The 12,615-nt window shown below is 65.1% G+C and carries 14 protein-coding genes and 1 tRNA gene; 6 read left to right on the forward strand and 9 right to left on the reverse strand.

Annotated features, from left to right (window positions below; genetic code table 11):
- The first annotated feature begins 2 nt into the window (after nt 1-2).
- Nucleotides 3-75, forward strand: a tRNA-Ala gene (locus ACOAMO_RS11800).
- Between the two features lie 136 nt (nt 76-211).
- Here ACOAMO_RS11800 and ACOAMO_RS11805 read toward each other — a convergent pair.
- From ACOAMO_RS11805 to ACOAMO_RS11820, 4 genes are all read right to left on the reverse strand, one after another.
- The gene (locus ACOAMO_RS11805; RefSeq protein WP_420177027.1) at nt 212-1,039 is read right to left on the reverse strand and encodes a type II CAAX prenyl endopeptidase Rce1 family protein; all 828 of its coding nucleotides are present in this window, start codon (nt 1,037-1,039) and stop codon (nt 212-214) included.
- A gap of 35 nt (nt 1,040-1,074) precedes the next feature.
- A complete protein-coding gene (locus ACOAMO_RS11810) occupies nt 1,075-1,638 on the reverse strand; it encodes a TetR/AcrR family transcriptional regulator (RefSeq protein WP_420174968.1) in 564 nt (187 codons plus the stop codon).
- A 165-nt stretch (nt 1,639-1,803) separates the two neighbouring features.
- Complete coding sequence (locus ACOAMO_RS11815) at nt 1,804-2,733, reverse strand: endonuclease/exonuclease/phosphatase family protein (RefSeq protein WP_420174969.1); 930 nt, start codon at nt 2,731-2,733, stop codon at nt 1,804-1,806.
- A gap of 118 nt (nt 2,734-2,851) precedes the next feature.
- Entirely contained in the window at nt 2,852-3,577 is a 726-nt protein-coding gene (locus ACOAMO_RS11820) for a hypothetical protein (protein ID WP_420174970.1), read from the reverse strand.
- Between the two features lie 112 nt (nt 3,578-3,689).
- Here ACOAMO_RS11820 and ACOAMO_RS11825 point away from each other — a divergent pair, with 112 nt between their 5' ends.
- Complete coding sequence (locus tag ACOAMO_RS11825) at nt 3,690-4,046, forward strand: hypothetical protein (protein WP_420174971.1); 357 nt, start codon at nt 3,690-3,692, stop codon at nt 4,044-4,046.
- Nucleotides 4,047-4,078: 32 nt separating this feature from the next.
- Here the strand turns inward: ACOAMO_RS11825 and ACOAMO_RS11830 are convergent, their stop codons facing one another.
- From ACOAMO_RS11830 to ACOAMO_RS11845, 4 genes are all read right to left on the reverse strand, one after another.
- Entirely contained in the window at nt 4,079-4,729 is a 651-nt protein-coding gene (locus ACOAMO_RS11830; RefSeq protein WP_420174972.1) for a GntR family transcriptional regulator, read from the reverse strand.
- 136 nt (nt 4,730-4,865) lie between these two features.
- Nucleotides 4,866-5,861: a transketolase family protein gene (locus ACOAMO_RS11835; protein WP_420174973.1), complete on the reverse strand. Its 996-nt coding sequence runs from the start codon at nt 5,859-5,861 to the stop codon at nt 4,866-4,868.
- Entirely contained in the window at nt 5,858-6,742 is an 885-nt protein-coding gene (locus ACOAMO_RS11840; RefSeq protein WP_420174974.1) for a transketolase, read from the reverse strand. The genes ACOAMO_RS11835 and ACOAMO_RS11840 overlap by 4 nt, the downstream gene beginning before the upstream one ends.
- A gap of 28 nt (nt 6,743-6,770) precedes the next feature.
- Nucleotides 6,771-7,547 carry an SDR family NAD(P)-dependent oxidoreductase gene (locus ACOAMO_RS11845; RefSeq protein WP_420174975.1) on the reverse strand — a complete coding sequence of 259 codons (777 nt, stop codon included), beginning with the start codon at nt 7,545-7,547 and terminating at the stop codon, nt 6,771-6,773.
- A gap of 272 nt (nt 7,548-7,819) precedes the next feature.
- On the opposite strand from ACOAMO_RS11845, the gene ACOAMO_RS11850 reads away from it, so the two are divergent.
- Nucleotides 7,820-9,286, forward strand: a complete 1,467-nt coding sequence (locus ACOAMO_RS11850) for a GntP family permease (protein WP_420174976.1) — start codon at nt 7,820-7,822, stop codon at nt 9,284-9,286.
- Between the two features lie 91 nt (nt 9,287-9,377).
- Here the strand turns inward: ACOAMO_RS11850 and ACOAMO_RS11855 are convergent, their stop codons facing one another.
- On the reverse strand, nt 9,378-10,052 hold the full coding sequence (locus ACOAMO_RS11855; RefSeq protein ID WP_420174977.1) for a pentapeptide repeat-containing protein: 675 nt from the start codon (nt 10,050-10,052) through the stop codon (nt 9,378-9,380).
- Nucleotides 10,053-10,158: 106 nt separating this feature from the next.
- Here ACOAMO_RS11855 and efp point away from each other — a divergent pair, with 106 nt between their 5' ends.
- The 3 genes from efp to ACOAMO_RS11870 all read left to right on the forward strand — a co-directional run bounded on the left by efp (nt 10,159) and on the right by ACOAMO_RS11870 (nt 12,585).
- A complete protein-coding gene (efp, locus tag ACOAMO_RS11860) occupies nt 10,159-10,722 on the forward strand; it encodes an elongation factor P (protein WP_420174978.1) in 564 nt (187 codons plus the stop codon).
- Nucleotides 10,722-11,213: a transcription antitermination factor NusB gene (nusB, locus tag ACOAMO_RS11865; RefSeq protein ID WP_420174979.1), complete on the forward strand. Its 492-nt coding sequence runs from the start codon at nt 10,722-10,724 to the stop codon at nt 11,211-11,213. The genes efp and nusB overlap by 1 nt, the downstream gene beginning before the upstream one ends.
- Before the next feature lie 124 nt (nt 11,214-11,337).
- Nucleotides 11,338-12,585 (forward strand): MFS transporter, encoded by a 1,248-nt coding sequence (locus tag ACOAMO_RS11870; protein WP_420174980.1) that lies wholly within the window; start codon nt 11,338-11,340, stop codon nt 12,583-12,585.
- Nucleotides 12,586-12,615: the final 30 nt, after the last annotated feature.

The following is a 12,615-nucleotide window of genomic DNA, read 5'->3' on the forward strand; positions in this document are numbered from 1 at the left end:
GAGGGGCTATGGCGCAGTTGGTAGCGCGCTTCCATGGCATGGAAGAGGTCAGGGGTTCGAATCCCCTTAGCTCCACGTAAGATGAGAAAATCGAAACTTGCCTCGCCTGCTGGCGAGGCAGTCTTGTTTCTGCGGTGACGTGGGTGGACCAATCGGATCGAGCGCGGGCCAACCTCACCTCATCGCGGCCACCGCGGGGGGGCGAAGCACCCTAGGTGATCACGACCTCGAGGCGGGATGATCGCCCTCGGCGTTGTCTGATGAAGAGGAAGGCTGCCCAGCCCAGCACGATGTGCACCCAGACGAGGATTGCCGCCTCAGGGGAAGTCAGGTCGACCTCCACACCAGCCGGCAACCAGTCGAGCCCGCCCATCACCAGACGGGTCACCGTGAGTTGACCGAGGTGGAAGCCGATCGCGGCCAGCAGCCCGTCCGGGCCGGTGCGCCGAGCTGCCGCCAAGGCGAACCCGAACAGAACCAGGTGGACGACATAGACCACCAGATCACCGCGCGGTGGTGCGGCAGGTGCGCCCGCCAATCGGGCCACCCAGTCGCTGACTGGAGGGGCGAGCAGGGCGCCCACCACGAACAGGGCGGTCGTGATCGCGGATGCCCAGCGTTCGCCCAGCCCATCGCCAAGATTCGTCCACGCATACCCGCGCAAGGCCAACTCTTCGGGAATCGCCTCGAAGCAGGTCAACAGCAGTGTGTTGAGCATCAGGAACTCCCCAAGGACCACCAGGTCGACCGACCGTACGTTGGCCGCCCCCAGTGCGATGGCACTGAACCACGTCACCGCGCCTGTTGCCAACGCGACGCCAATCCCCAGCATCAACCCCTGCACCCGATGCCCAGACAGCCCCAGCGTGTGGATGGGTCGCCGATCGACTCGTCGTCGCAGCAGTGAAACCGCCGCCACGACCAACAGCAGCATCAGGGCCCCCTGGGTTAGCTGAGTGACCAGCGGTGGGTGGCCGAGGTGAGTCACGATTCGTCCGGCTCCGCTGGCGAGGCCCAGTGACAGAGCCAGCACCAGCATGCCCACGAGGGCACGCCCCAGCACACCTGCGCGGTTCATGGGGCTCCCTCGGTGAACAGCTCGAGGAAGCTCTCGAGATCGGCCAAGGCCTTCGACGGGTCGTCGTGGCTGAGGGCGCGCACTGTGAAGCCGTCCACTGAGGCAAGCAGCATTGACGCGGCCGCCTCGGGCGGAATGCGTAACGCCAACTCGTTGCGGTGGGCATCCAGCCAGTCGCCCAGCAACTGCAGTGTGGCGGTGTCGTTGTCGATGACCAGTGTCCTCAGGCGGGGATCCGTGGCCGCGGCAGCGGAGAAGGCCAGCCACGCGCTGGCATCTGCCCGGCGCTGCTCATCGAGCGGGAACCAAGCCAGCAGCAGGTCAAGCAGCACTCTGCGAGGTTCGCCCGAGAGCCCGACCTCCGACAGGCGTTGCTCCATCCGGTCGTTGACGTGTTCGAGTGCTGCGGTGAGCAAGTCGCTTTTCGTCCTGAACCAGTACTGGACGGTTGCTGGCGAAACCCCCGCCTCGGCGGCCACGCTGCGAACCGAGACGGCGCTGACGCCCCCGCGGGCCATCACGGCGAGCAGAGCGTCAAGGACGGCAGTGCGGGATGTCATGAGTCCGTAATACACTCGTACCATGCGAATGTACAGGGACGCTGTGAACCACCGGCGATGAGTTTCGACAAGCCTTCCGCCAACTCCACAGCGAAGTGAGATGGGAACCCGTCGGGCCGTGTGGCCCGACGGGTTCTTTGCTGCCGGCTCAGGGAAGGGGAGGCCTCAGAGCTGGACCAGGGCCTGCACCGGAGCATGGTCGGAGGGATAGCGGCCGTTCTTGTCACGGAAGACGTTGATGGCGGCGCGCTTGACCCGTACGTCCTTGCTGCTCAGCACCCAGTCGATGCGGTCATTGCCGGCCACCGGGTCCTTGTAGCCAGGGAAGGTGTTCCAGGCCGGGGTGAGCTGGTCTTCTGCGACATCCCAGGTGTCGAGCAGCGGTCCGGCGCCGACCAGGGTTTCGTAGGCGCCCGAGCGGTGGACGGAGGAGTTGAAGTCGCCCGTCACGAGCAGGGGGAGTCCGGCCAATTCATCGGTGGCGAGGGCCAGGATTGCATCCGCGCTCTTGATCCGCGCCGGTTCGGACTGGTGGTCGAAGTGGGTGTTCACCATCGCGAACTCGGTGCCACGACGCACGTCGCGCAGTCTGGCCCAGACGACGATCCGGGTCACCGTGTTGCCCCAGGTTGCGGAGCCGATCACCTGGGGAGTGTCCGACAGCCAGAACTGGTCCCACTCGAGAACCTCGTAGCGTGTGCTGTCGTAGAAGATCGCGGAGTACTCGTCCTTGCTCCCGCCCTTGCGGCCGTACCCGAGCATCTTGTGCTGCGGCAAGGCGTCCTCGATGGCACCGAGCTGGCCGAACTGGGCCTCCTGCACACCCAGCAGCGTGGGACGCTCGGTCTCGAGCAGCTGGGTCACCAGCGGGCGACGCTCGGGCCAGTGGTCGGGCTCGCCGGGCTTGGTGGAGCTGGAACGGTCGAGCCGAATGTTGAAGCTCATCACGTGGATCTCGTGGCGCTTGGCCTTGCCGATCAGGGCGCGGCCACCTCGTGAGGCAGCCTGCGCGGGGGCAGCGGAGTGGCCGAGGGCACCGGCGACGGCCACGGCTCCGGAACCGGCCAGCACGCCACGGCGGGTCAGTGCGTTCATTTCCTTGTCTCCTTGGGTTCGGGGGTGTCCCCACGAGCCTAGGAAGGCACCATGCACCCCGCGGTGACAGCGGAGTGAACAGTTCGCGACAAGGGCGGACCGGGATCGGCGTCCAAGCTCACCACAGACCGAGGAAGTGGGTCGCCCAGGGGCCCAGCATCAGCAGCCAACCCACGGGCAGGTAGCTCCACAGGGTCGTGGCCCAGTCGGGATCGTTGCGGTATTCCTTGATGCCCGACCAGGTGAACACGACGGTGTAGAGGACGAGCACAACCAAGGACAGACCCGCCACGAGCTGCCAACCAACCAGCAGCAGGGGTGCGGAGGCGAGGACGGCGAAGACACACAAGGCGACCATGACGAGCACGAGTGTCAGACCGGTGAGAAGCGTGTGCCGATACAAAAGGTGCGGGGGAAGCTGGGTCAACAGCAGCACGACGGCGAGCATTCCCAGCGGTCCCAAGACCGCTCCAACGGTGACGGTGATGTGGTCCTGCCCCCGTGCCATCGCCGCCACGCTGAGGAAGGAGGCCAGGCAGCTCATCACCATCAGGAAGACCATCAGGATTCCGAGAACATGGACGCGGGTGGCTCCCAGGGCCCGTGCCAGGGCGTGGCCCGGGCTGGTCTGGACGGGGTCGAGGGGGAATTCCAGACGGTCGGCAAAGGCCACCGGATCACCGAACTGGGCCTTGGGTCCGGTGCGAACGCGGCGACAGACGTCCTGTACGTATCCATAGGCGTCGTTGACCTCGCGGGCGCCCACGCCACGCGCCTCCAGTCGGTGGACCATGGCCTGGATCCATGCGGCGTCGGCTCCCGTGAATTCACCAGCTGTGCGCATGTCGGCAGGATAATGGGTCGCCAGTCCAAGATTTCCTGCGGCCGTGCCCGGGCAGTACGTCATGGGCGAAATGACTTGTCCCAGTCGGGTGCCTTTCGCCAATGTGAAGGGCATGAGCACCGACGATCTTGGAAATGCCGAAACCATGCGCGACGACCTGGACCGAGACCTGGACGGTCTGGAAGACCTCGAATCGCTGGAGGAGAGCGCCGATGCCAACCGCCCTTACGGCGAGGTGACCGCACAGGACCTTGGCACCCAGGACCTCGTCGACGATGGCGCCGACTTGGCGCGCAGCTTGGACGACGACGAACAGATCGCCCACCGGGCCGATGCCGTGGTGCCCGTCGACGAGGCCGTCACGGTTGACGACATGGCGCATCAGGAGTCCATCGAGGAGCGAATCCAACAGGAGATTCCCGACGAGGCAAGCGACATCGTGCCGCCGGACGCGGGAAACCGCTTCTGATCCCATCCAGCGTCATGGGGCGCTGACTGGGATCAGGCTTCGGCCTTGGTGCCCAACAGCTCTGCGGCTGCTTCCATGTGCTCGCTCAAGACTGGGCGAACCCGGTCTGGGTCGCCGGTCCGCAGGGCATCAATGATGGGCTGGTGATGGGCGCTGGTCATGAGGGAAGCGGCTCCTTCATCAACCCATGCGAGCGCGGCAATACGCATCAAGTCCTTGATGCCGCACCACATGTTCAACAACATCGTGTTTCCAGCGGAAGCAACGAGGATCTGGTGGAAGTCGAGATCGATCTCGAAGCGCTGCGCGTAGCTCATCCCCTCCCCGGACTCGGGGAGTTGCGTGGCCATCTGGCTCACGATTTCTTGGGCGTCTGGCCGTTTCAAAAACAGCGTCACGGCCCGCCCTTCGAGCGCGTCGCGAACTTGGAAGAGTTCCTCGATGTCGCGCTTGGACAGCTTTCTCACATAGAGGCTGTTGCGCTCCTTGCCCTCCAGCAGCCCACTGTTCTGCAGGATTCGCAGCGCCTCCCTCACAGTTCCGCGACTGACCCCGAACTGGCTGGAGAGTTCGACCTCCGCCATCCGGGATCCCGGGGGAAATGTTCCGTCCAGGATCCCTTCGCGCAGTCGGTCCAGCAACTGCTCGCGCAGCGTGCTCCGGTTCAGTGCTGCAAGGGACACGAGGGCCTCTCCGTTTCTCGGGTACGAGCGAATCCTACGCCCCTTCTATCACGCCCGGAGCGTGGTGAGGCTCCAGAAGCGGTCGCTCATGAGGCGGAGGGACGCGAAAAATCCGCCTCATGAGCGACGCTTGGGTTCAACGACCCTGCGGCTTCACTCCTACCGAGCCGTGTGCAGGAGTCAGGGTGAGCAGTTCGTGGGCCGTAGCGATGATGTTCGCAGTCGTGATGCCGTTGAGCTCGAGTAGCTCGTCGTAGGTGGCCGACTGACCGAACTGATCTTGCACTCCGATCCGGCGCACCACGGCACCCCCCTCTTCGGCGACCACCTCACTCACGGCGCCGCCCAAGCCGCCGAGGACGGTGTGGTCCTCGACAGTGATGATGCGGCCCTGGCACTGCATGCTGCGCATGACCTCATCTCGGTCCAGCGGCTTGATCGTGTGCATGTCGACCACGCGAGGATTGATGCCGCTCGCATTGAGCTGCTCAGCCGCCTCCAGAGCGAGACGTACGGTGTCGCCGTTGGCGATGATGGCCAGATCATCGCCTTCCCGCAGGACCTTCGCCTTGCCGATCTCGAACTCCTCATCCGGTCCGTAGATGGAGGGCATTGCGTCGCGGGTGAAGCGCAGGAAGAGGGGCCCCTGCCATTCGGCCGCTGCGCGAGTGAGCTTTCGGGTGGAGTGGTAGTCGGCGGGCATCACGACGGTCATCCCGGGGAAGGTGCGCAAGACCCCCATGTCCTCGATCGCTTGGTGGCTACCGCCGTCATTGCCCGGGGTGAGCCCACCGTGGCTGCACGCGATCTTCACGTTGAGCTTCGGGTAGCAGATGGACTGACGGATCTGTTCGCCCATGCGAAGTGAGCCGAAGACCGCATAGGTGGCCACGAAGGGGATCTTGCCGGTGGTGGCCAGGCCCGCCGCCAGACCCGCCGCATTCTGCTCGGCAATGCCGACGTTGACGTGCTGCTGGGGGAGCTCCTTGGCGAAGGCGTCGGTCTTGCAGGACTTCGCGATGTCCACGTCGATCACGTAGATGTCAGGGTTTTGCTTGCCCAAGGCCACGATCTCGTCGCCGAAGGCGGCGCGGGTGGGCTTCTTGTTGTCGTGGTCAACGGTGTACGTCATCGGTCCAGCCCTTCCTCGATGTCCTCGATTGCTTCCTCGTACTGCTCACGGTCTGGCGGCGAATCCAGCTCTTGCAGGGCCTGGTTCCACTGTTCCTCGTTGGGCGCGGTGCCGTGCCATGAGGCGACATCCTCCATGTAGGAGACGCCCTTGCCCTTGATGGTGTGCAGGACGATTCCCTTGGGGCGGCCATCCTTCTTGTTGCGCAGCTGGTCGAAGAGATCCGCAATGGCCTCCATGTCGTGGCCATCGACCTCGTGGGCGTCGTAGCCGAAGGCCTCCAACTTCTTGACGAAGTCGAGGTTGGGGCTGACTTCGTCGGTGTGCCCGTCAATCTGCAGGTTGTTCTGGTCGATGATTGCGAAGAAGTTGTCGAGCTTGTAGGTGTGGGCGCACTGGAGCGCCTCCCAGACCTGCCCCTCCTGGCACTCCCCGTCGCCCAACAGGCAGAAGACGCGGTAGTCCTTGTCATCGCGCTTGCCGGCCAAAGCCATGCCCACCGCCGGCGAGATCCCCTGGCCCAGTGATCCGGTCGAGATCTCCACACCCGGGCACTTCTTGCTGTCCGGGTGGCCCTGGAAGGGGGAGCCCTTCTTGCGCAGGGTGTGGATGGTCTCCATCGGCACATAGCCCGTCATGGCGAGGGCCGAATAGAGGATGGGGGCCACATGGCCCTTGGACAGGACGAATCGGTCGCGGTCGGACCAGTCCGGTTCCTGAGGGCGGTGGTTCATCTCGTGGAAGTAGAGGTAGGAGACGAGGTCGGCTGCCGAGAGCGATCCTCCCGGATGACCGGACTGGGCTTCGTAGACCATGGTCACGGCCGTCTTGCGGAGCTCCTTGGCGTAATCCTTGAGTTGCTCGATATTGGTGTTCTGCACTGTTCTCACCTTCTGTCGTGGTCGCCCGTCAGGCGATGTAGGTGCCGCCGTTGATTGAATGGGTGCAACCGGTGATGTAGGCCGAGTCCTCGCTGGACAGCCAGCACACCAAGGCGGCGATCTCCCACGGCTGCGCCTGACGCTTCAGCGGGACGGCTGCCGCCAGAGCCTGTTCGGTTTCGTCGGAGGACCCGATTCGGATTTCGGTGTCCACCACGCCGGGGGCCACCGCATTCACCGTGATTCCGTGCTCGGCCAGCTCACGCGCCATGCCTCGAGTCAGCCCCAGTACGCCGGCCTTGGCAGCGGCATACGAGGTCTTGCTGAAGACCCCGCCCCCGTGCTGTGCGGTGACCGACGACATGTTGACCACGCGGCCGTAGCCGCCCTCGATCATCTGGGGGACCAGCGCCTGGCTGAGCAGGAAGCTTCCGGTCAGGTTCACGGCGATGACGCGGTTCCATTCCTCCAGACCGATCTCGAGGAAGCCCTTGGGGGAGGGGATGCCGGCAATGTTGGCCAAGGCGCCCACCGGGGGCAGCGCGGATTCCAGGATCGCCGTGGCAACTTGTTCGACCGATGCCGCGTCGGCCACGTTTGCAGTGAAGCACTCGATAGCCGCGCCGGGCACCTCGTCGCGCACGGTCTGCGCAGCCTGACGCACGCCATCCTCGTTGATGTCCAGCATGGCGACCGCCCAACCTTCCCGCGCGAAGCGGAGGGCGGTGTTGTAGCCGATGCCCTTGAGAGATGAGGCCCCTGTGACGACCGCCGTCCGGGTACCCACACCAGTTCCGTAGCCCATGTCGACTCTTCCTCCTTGACGGCGCGCCTTTGCTGCCGTCCTTTTGTTGAGTGTTGACAGTCAACCTCGGGGTGCAGTGGATCGTCAAGGGTGGGGGGTGTGAAAAGATCAATAGAAGTTGACTGTTGACACTCGACTGTCGAAACGCTTAGCGTCGGCACATCGCACCGGCTCACGGTGATGCTCTTCGCGGCCAACGCGGCCCGTCGGTCGTCAGGGAATCGGTTCGACACCAGGTCCAGAACAATGTCGTTCATCGATCGGAGACACCCGTGGATCTCGCAATCCTCATTCACCTCGCCATAGCCATCGTCGGCATCGTGGCACTCATCGTCGGCGGGAAGATCAATCCCGTCATTTCGCTGGTCGTCGGCGCCCTCTATCTGGGTATTGCCGGTGGACTCGGCCCCACCGACTCGGTGACGGCAGTCAGCGAGGGTTTCGGCAACCTGATGTTCGAAGTCGGCTTGATCATCGGATTCGGAGTGATGATCGGCGCCATCCTGTCAGCAAACGGCACCATGAAGCGCGTGGTCGACGGCCTGCTGAGGATGGGTGGGCCAAAGGCATCGTCCTACATCCTGGGCCTGTCCTCGGGAATCATCTTCCCCGCCATCTACTTTGACGTGGCACTCGTGATCATGGCCCCGATCGCCAAGGCGATCGCCGTGCGCAGCCGAAGGAATGTCGCCCCCATTGCGGGAGCGCTGGCCATCGGTCTGGAGGTTGCCCTGCTCATGGTGATCCCTGGCGCTGCGGCGCTGGCCATGGCCGCATCACTCAAGATCGACATGGGGACCATGCTGATGTGGGGCATCCCATCGGGCATCATCCTCATCGTCAGCAGCATCTTCGTGCACACGTTGGTGACGGACCGCACGTGGAAGCCCGAGAAGGACGAGCTGCCGGAGGCGGGTTATCTCCACGACGAATTGGATCCCCATCAGGCAGAGCTCCAAGCCCGGTTCGAGGCTGGTGACACTGTGGGCACCGATCTGCGGGCCGCGAGTGACTCGCTGGACAGCATTGACATCGTGGCCGCCTCACTGGTTGACGATGCTGCGGACGCAGGGAACGATGCAAAGACGCTGGACCTTCCAATCGTCGTGGCCATGCTGCCGGTCATTGTGCCGATCGCCCTCATCATCGTCGACACCGCATGCCGACTCCTGATGGGCAGTTCGCCGGGCGTCGTGCAGTTTCTTGGCAATCCTGTCGTGGCACTGCTCATCGGGCTTGGTATTGGCATCCTTGAGACCATCCCGTTGGTCACTCGCGATGGAGTGGAGGACATCATCACTCGCGGTGCCCAGACCTCAGGCTCCATCCTGTTGTTCACCGGCGTGGCTGGCTCGCTCGGGCAGGTCATCACGGAGGTGGGGATCGGTGACATGCTCGCCAAGCTCTTCGAGGCCAATGCTGGAATCCCCATCCTGCTGGCTTGGCTGGTGGCTGCCATCCTGCGCATCGCGCAGGGTTCGGGATCCGTGGCAGCCATGACGGGCGCGAGTATCCTGGCACCCGTGGTGGCAGCAACGGGGCTTCCCCCTGTGTTGATTCTGATGGCGGCCGCTTGTGGTGCTGCCTTCGGGGGCAACGTCACCGACAACACCTTCTGGATCTTCAAGCAGATGTTGGGCTTGACCACACGTGGAGCCTTTCAGGTCTACACGCTGGCTCAGTCCATCCTTGCAGTGATCGGTCTGGCCTATTGCAGTCTGTTGGCGCTGCTCTTCTGAGGCTTCCAGTTCTTCAGTGGCGTGCCTGCTGAGCGACTCTCAACGGACGGAGTTGCTTCGGCAGTCACGCCACTGTCACGGGTTGAGGAGATCAGGCCGTCACCAGCTCCAGGCCCAAGGCACGCGCCATGGGGCCGGCCAACTCGAGGACATCCGAGACTTGGATCGACGCACCTCGAAGCCCGTCGATGCCGCGCAGGCCCGCCAAGGCACCCCCATTGATCTCGACTCGGTCGCATCGGGCCTCGGTGAAGTTTGCCTCATCCAGTAGGCAGTCGATGAAGCGCACCTCCGTCAGACGGGCACTGGTGAAATCGGCGCCGCGAAGGTCGCAGCCGACGAACTCCACCCGGTTCAGGTTGGCGAAGCGCAGGTTGGCCATCGAGAGCAGGCAGTCGCGGTGCGCCACGTCGGTCAGTGTGCAGCCACTGAGTGTCAACCCCACAAGGCGGCACTCCTGCCACGTCACTCGCTTGAGGGTGGACTCGTGGAAGGCGGTGTTGGCCGCGTCGGCTTGGCGGAGAGCCAGGTCGACCCAGTTGGTGCGGTACCAGCGTGATCCGGCCAATGACCCACCGTCGATGCGCAGGCTGACCAGTTCTGCGTAGTGCGACGTGTGGTCGGGCAGGGCGATGGCGGACAGGTGCAGATCGGTCACGAGGTCGTCGTCGCCCACGTCGGCAGGTCCCAATTCCTCCCGGGGCGTCAGGGTGACGTGGTCGGGGGCAAGGCGGGGCTCCGTTGCCGGCCTGGGAATCAGGTGCATGCGCGCCACCCTAGCCGTCGCGAAGTCCTGCCCGGTCGGGTGTCCACGTTCGTTGGGTTAGACTGATGTGCCGGACTCTCGGCACAGCGCATTGAAAGGGAAGTACGTGGTTTCCACCAACGATTTCAAGAACGGCATGGTGCTCGACCTGGACGGGCAGCTCTGGCAGATCACCTGGTTCCAGCACCACAAGCCGGGCAAGGGCAACACCGTCGTACGCTCCAAGCTCAAGCACGTGCTGACGGGCAAGGTTGTCGACAAGACCTTCAACTCCGACACGAAGGTGGACACCGCCACCGTCGACCGTCGTGACATGCAGTACCTGTACCACGACGGCGAGGCCTTCGTCTTCATGGACAACACCACCTACGACCAGATGGCCCTGGGCGAGGAGATCGTCGGCGACGCGAAGGACTACCTCCTGGAGAACATGGAGGCCACCGTCGCGATCCACGAGGGCAACCCGCTGTTCATCGAGATGCCCGCCTCCGTCGAGCTCGAGGTCACCTACACCGAGCCGGGCCTGCAGGGCGATCGCTCCACGGGTGGCACCAAGCCCGCCACCCTGGAGACCGGCAAGCAGGTGCAGGTGCCGCTGTTCATCACCACTGGCGAGAAGATCAAGGTCGACACCCGCACCGGTGAGTACCTGTCGCGCGTCAGCAACTGATGACCGACGACATCGTGGGCACGCCGGTGCCGGGGCGTCCTGATCTGTTGAAGATCTCCAAGGAACCCGTGCCGGTGGTGCCGAATCCGCACCACAGCAGCCGAACCAAGGCGCGCAAGCAGGCCCTCGACATCCTGTTCGAGGCCGAGCTGCGCGACCGCGACCTGCTGACCACGCTGGACGAACACATCGCCGAGGCCACCCCGGCCGTGCGCCCCTTCGCCCAGGAGATCGTGCGTGGCATCGACGCGCACATGGGAAGCATCGACCAGCGGATCGCCGAGTGCTGCAGCGCGGAGTGGACCCTGGAGCGCATGCCCCGCGTGGACCGCAACCTGGCCCGCGTCGCGATGTGGGAGATCGACCACAGCGACGTGGCGGACGAGGCCGTGATCAGTGAGGCAGTGTCGCTGGCCACCGAGTACTCCACCGAGGACTCGGCGGGCTTCCTGAACGGCCTGCTCGCCCAGGCGGTGCGCACCAAGCAGTGACGGTGTCCGCCGATTGACCGAATCATGACAAGGGTCCCTCCTCCGGGAGGGGCCCTTGCCGTGTGTCGGCACACCTGCGCGGCCGTGCTTCCCTCGTGCGTCGGCCTCCGGCAGGATGTGCCGGGTGAATTCCCCGGCAGTGAGCCAACAGCGGCCCCGCACCGACGTGGCGGTGGTGCAGCGCCGTACCGTGCGCGTGCTCTTTGCCGCCCAGGTGATGGCCGGCCTGGGGATGGGCGCGGGGATGTCCATTGGATCATTGCTGGCCTATGAGGTGACCAGTGACGAGGGTCTGGCCGGCTTGTCCCGCCTGGTCTCGGGCCTGTCCGTGGCGGTGATCGCCTCACCCCTGGCGCGACTGGCCACCCAGCGCGGTCGCCGCATCGCCCTGGGCTCGGGGTGGCTCGTGGCCACGCTCGGCGCTCTCCTCCTGGTGGCTGCGGTGGCTCGACACGAGATCGTGCTGCTGATGGTGGGGATGTTCCTCTTCTCGGCCGGCAGTGCGGCCGGGCTGCAAGCCCGATTCGCGGCCACCGACCTGGCCGCTGCGCACCATCGTGCTCGCACCCTCTCGCTGGTCGTCTGGGCCACCACCGTCGGATCGGTCCTTGGCCCGAACCTGGCCGGCCCCGGCGCAATCCTGGGAGGTCGGCTGGGCCTGCCAGGCATTGCGGGGGCCTACCTGATCGCCGCGGCCGGCACCCTGCTCAGCGCCCTGTTCGTCTGGCTGGCGTTGCGTCCCGATCCGCTGCTCCTGGCTCGCGGGGGATCCCCCGCGGTTCGACCCCGTGGTCTGCAGCTGGTGCGCCGGGCCTGGCACAGCGATGCGATGCGCCTGGCCCTGGTCTCGGCTGCCTGCGCGCAGTTCGTGATGGCCTCGGTGATGGTCCTCACCCCGGTGCACATGACGATGCACGGACATGCCCTGCGGGGTGTCGGGTTGATCATGAGCCTGCACATCGCCGGCATGTATGCCTTCTCGCCCGTGGTCGGTTGGCTGGTCGACCGGCTGGGGGAGCGGGCGGTGCTGTGGCAGGGCCTGTCCACGCTGGGTGTTTCGCTGCTGGTGGCCTGGCTTGCCGATGCCAGCATGGCCTGGTTGGCAGCGGCCCTGTTCCTGTTGGGTGTCGGGTGGAGCCTGGCATCGGTGGCGGCCGCCGCTCTGGTGACTCGTGTGGCCAGCGACGACGACCGCCCCGCAATGCAGGGGGCCGTGGACACGGTGGCGAACCTGGCGGCGGCCCTGGCCGCCGCCCTCAGCGGGGTCGTGATGGGTGCGCTGGGTTACCGCGGGTTGGCCGTCTTCGCCGCCGTGGCCCTGGCACCGATGGTCGTCGGCTTGCTCACCACGAGGGGAAGACCCCCGGCTTGACCTCCCTTGGCATGAACTCAGCGCCGTGCC

Source organism: Luteococcus struthionis (assembly GCF_048595755.1).
Taxonomy (GTDB): Bacteria; Actinomycetota; Actinomycetes; order Propionibacteriales; family Propionibacteriaceae; genus Luteococcus.

Coding starts and splice junctions, on each gene's coding strand:
- ACOAMO_RS11805 (WP_420177027.1), bottom strand. CDS start 1,039: ATGCTGGTGCTGGCTCTGTCACTGGGCCTCGCCAGCGGAGCCGGACGA.
- ACOAMO_RS11810 (WP_420174968.1), bottom strand. CDS start 1,638: ATGACATCCCGCACTGCCGTCCTTGACGCTCTGCTCGCCGTGATGGCC.
- ACOAMO_RS11815 (WP_420174969.1), bottom strand. CDS start 2,733: ATGAACGCACTGACCCGCCGTGGCGTGCTGGCCGGTTCCGGAGCCGTG.
- ACOAMO_RS11820 (WP_420174970.1), bottom strand. CDS start 3,577: ATGCGCACAGCTGGTGAATTCACGGGAGCCGACGCCGCATGGATCCAG.
- ACOAMO_RS11825 (WP_420174971.1), top strand. CDS start 3,690: ATGAGCACCGACGATCTTGGAAATGCCGAAACCATGCGCGACGACCTG.
- ACOAMO_RS11835 (WP_420174973.1), bottom strand. CDS start 5,861: ATGACGTACACCGTTGACCACGACAACAAGAAGCCCACCCGCGCCGCC.
- ACOAMO_RS11845 (WP_420174975.1), bottom strand. CDS start 7,547: ATGGGCTACGGAACTGGTGTGGGTACCCGGACGGCGGTCGTCACAGGG.
- ACOAMO_RS11855 (WP_420174977.1), bottom strand. CDS start 10,052: ATGCACCTGATTCCCAGGCCGGCAACGGAGCCCCGCCTTGCCCCCGAC.
- nusB (WP_420174979.1), top strand. CDS start 10,722: ATGACCGACGACATCGTGGGCACGCCGGTGCCGGGGCGTCCTGATCTG.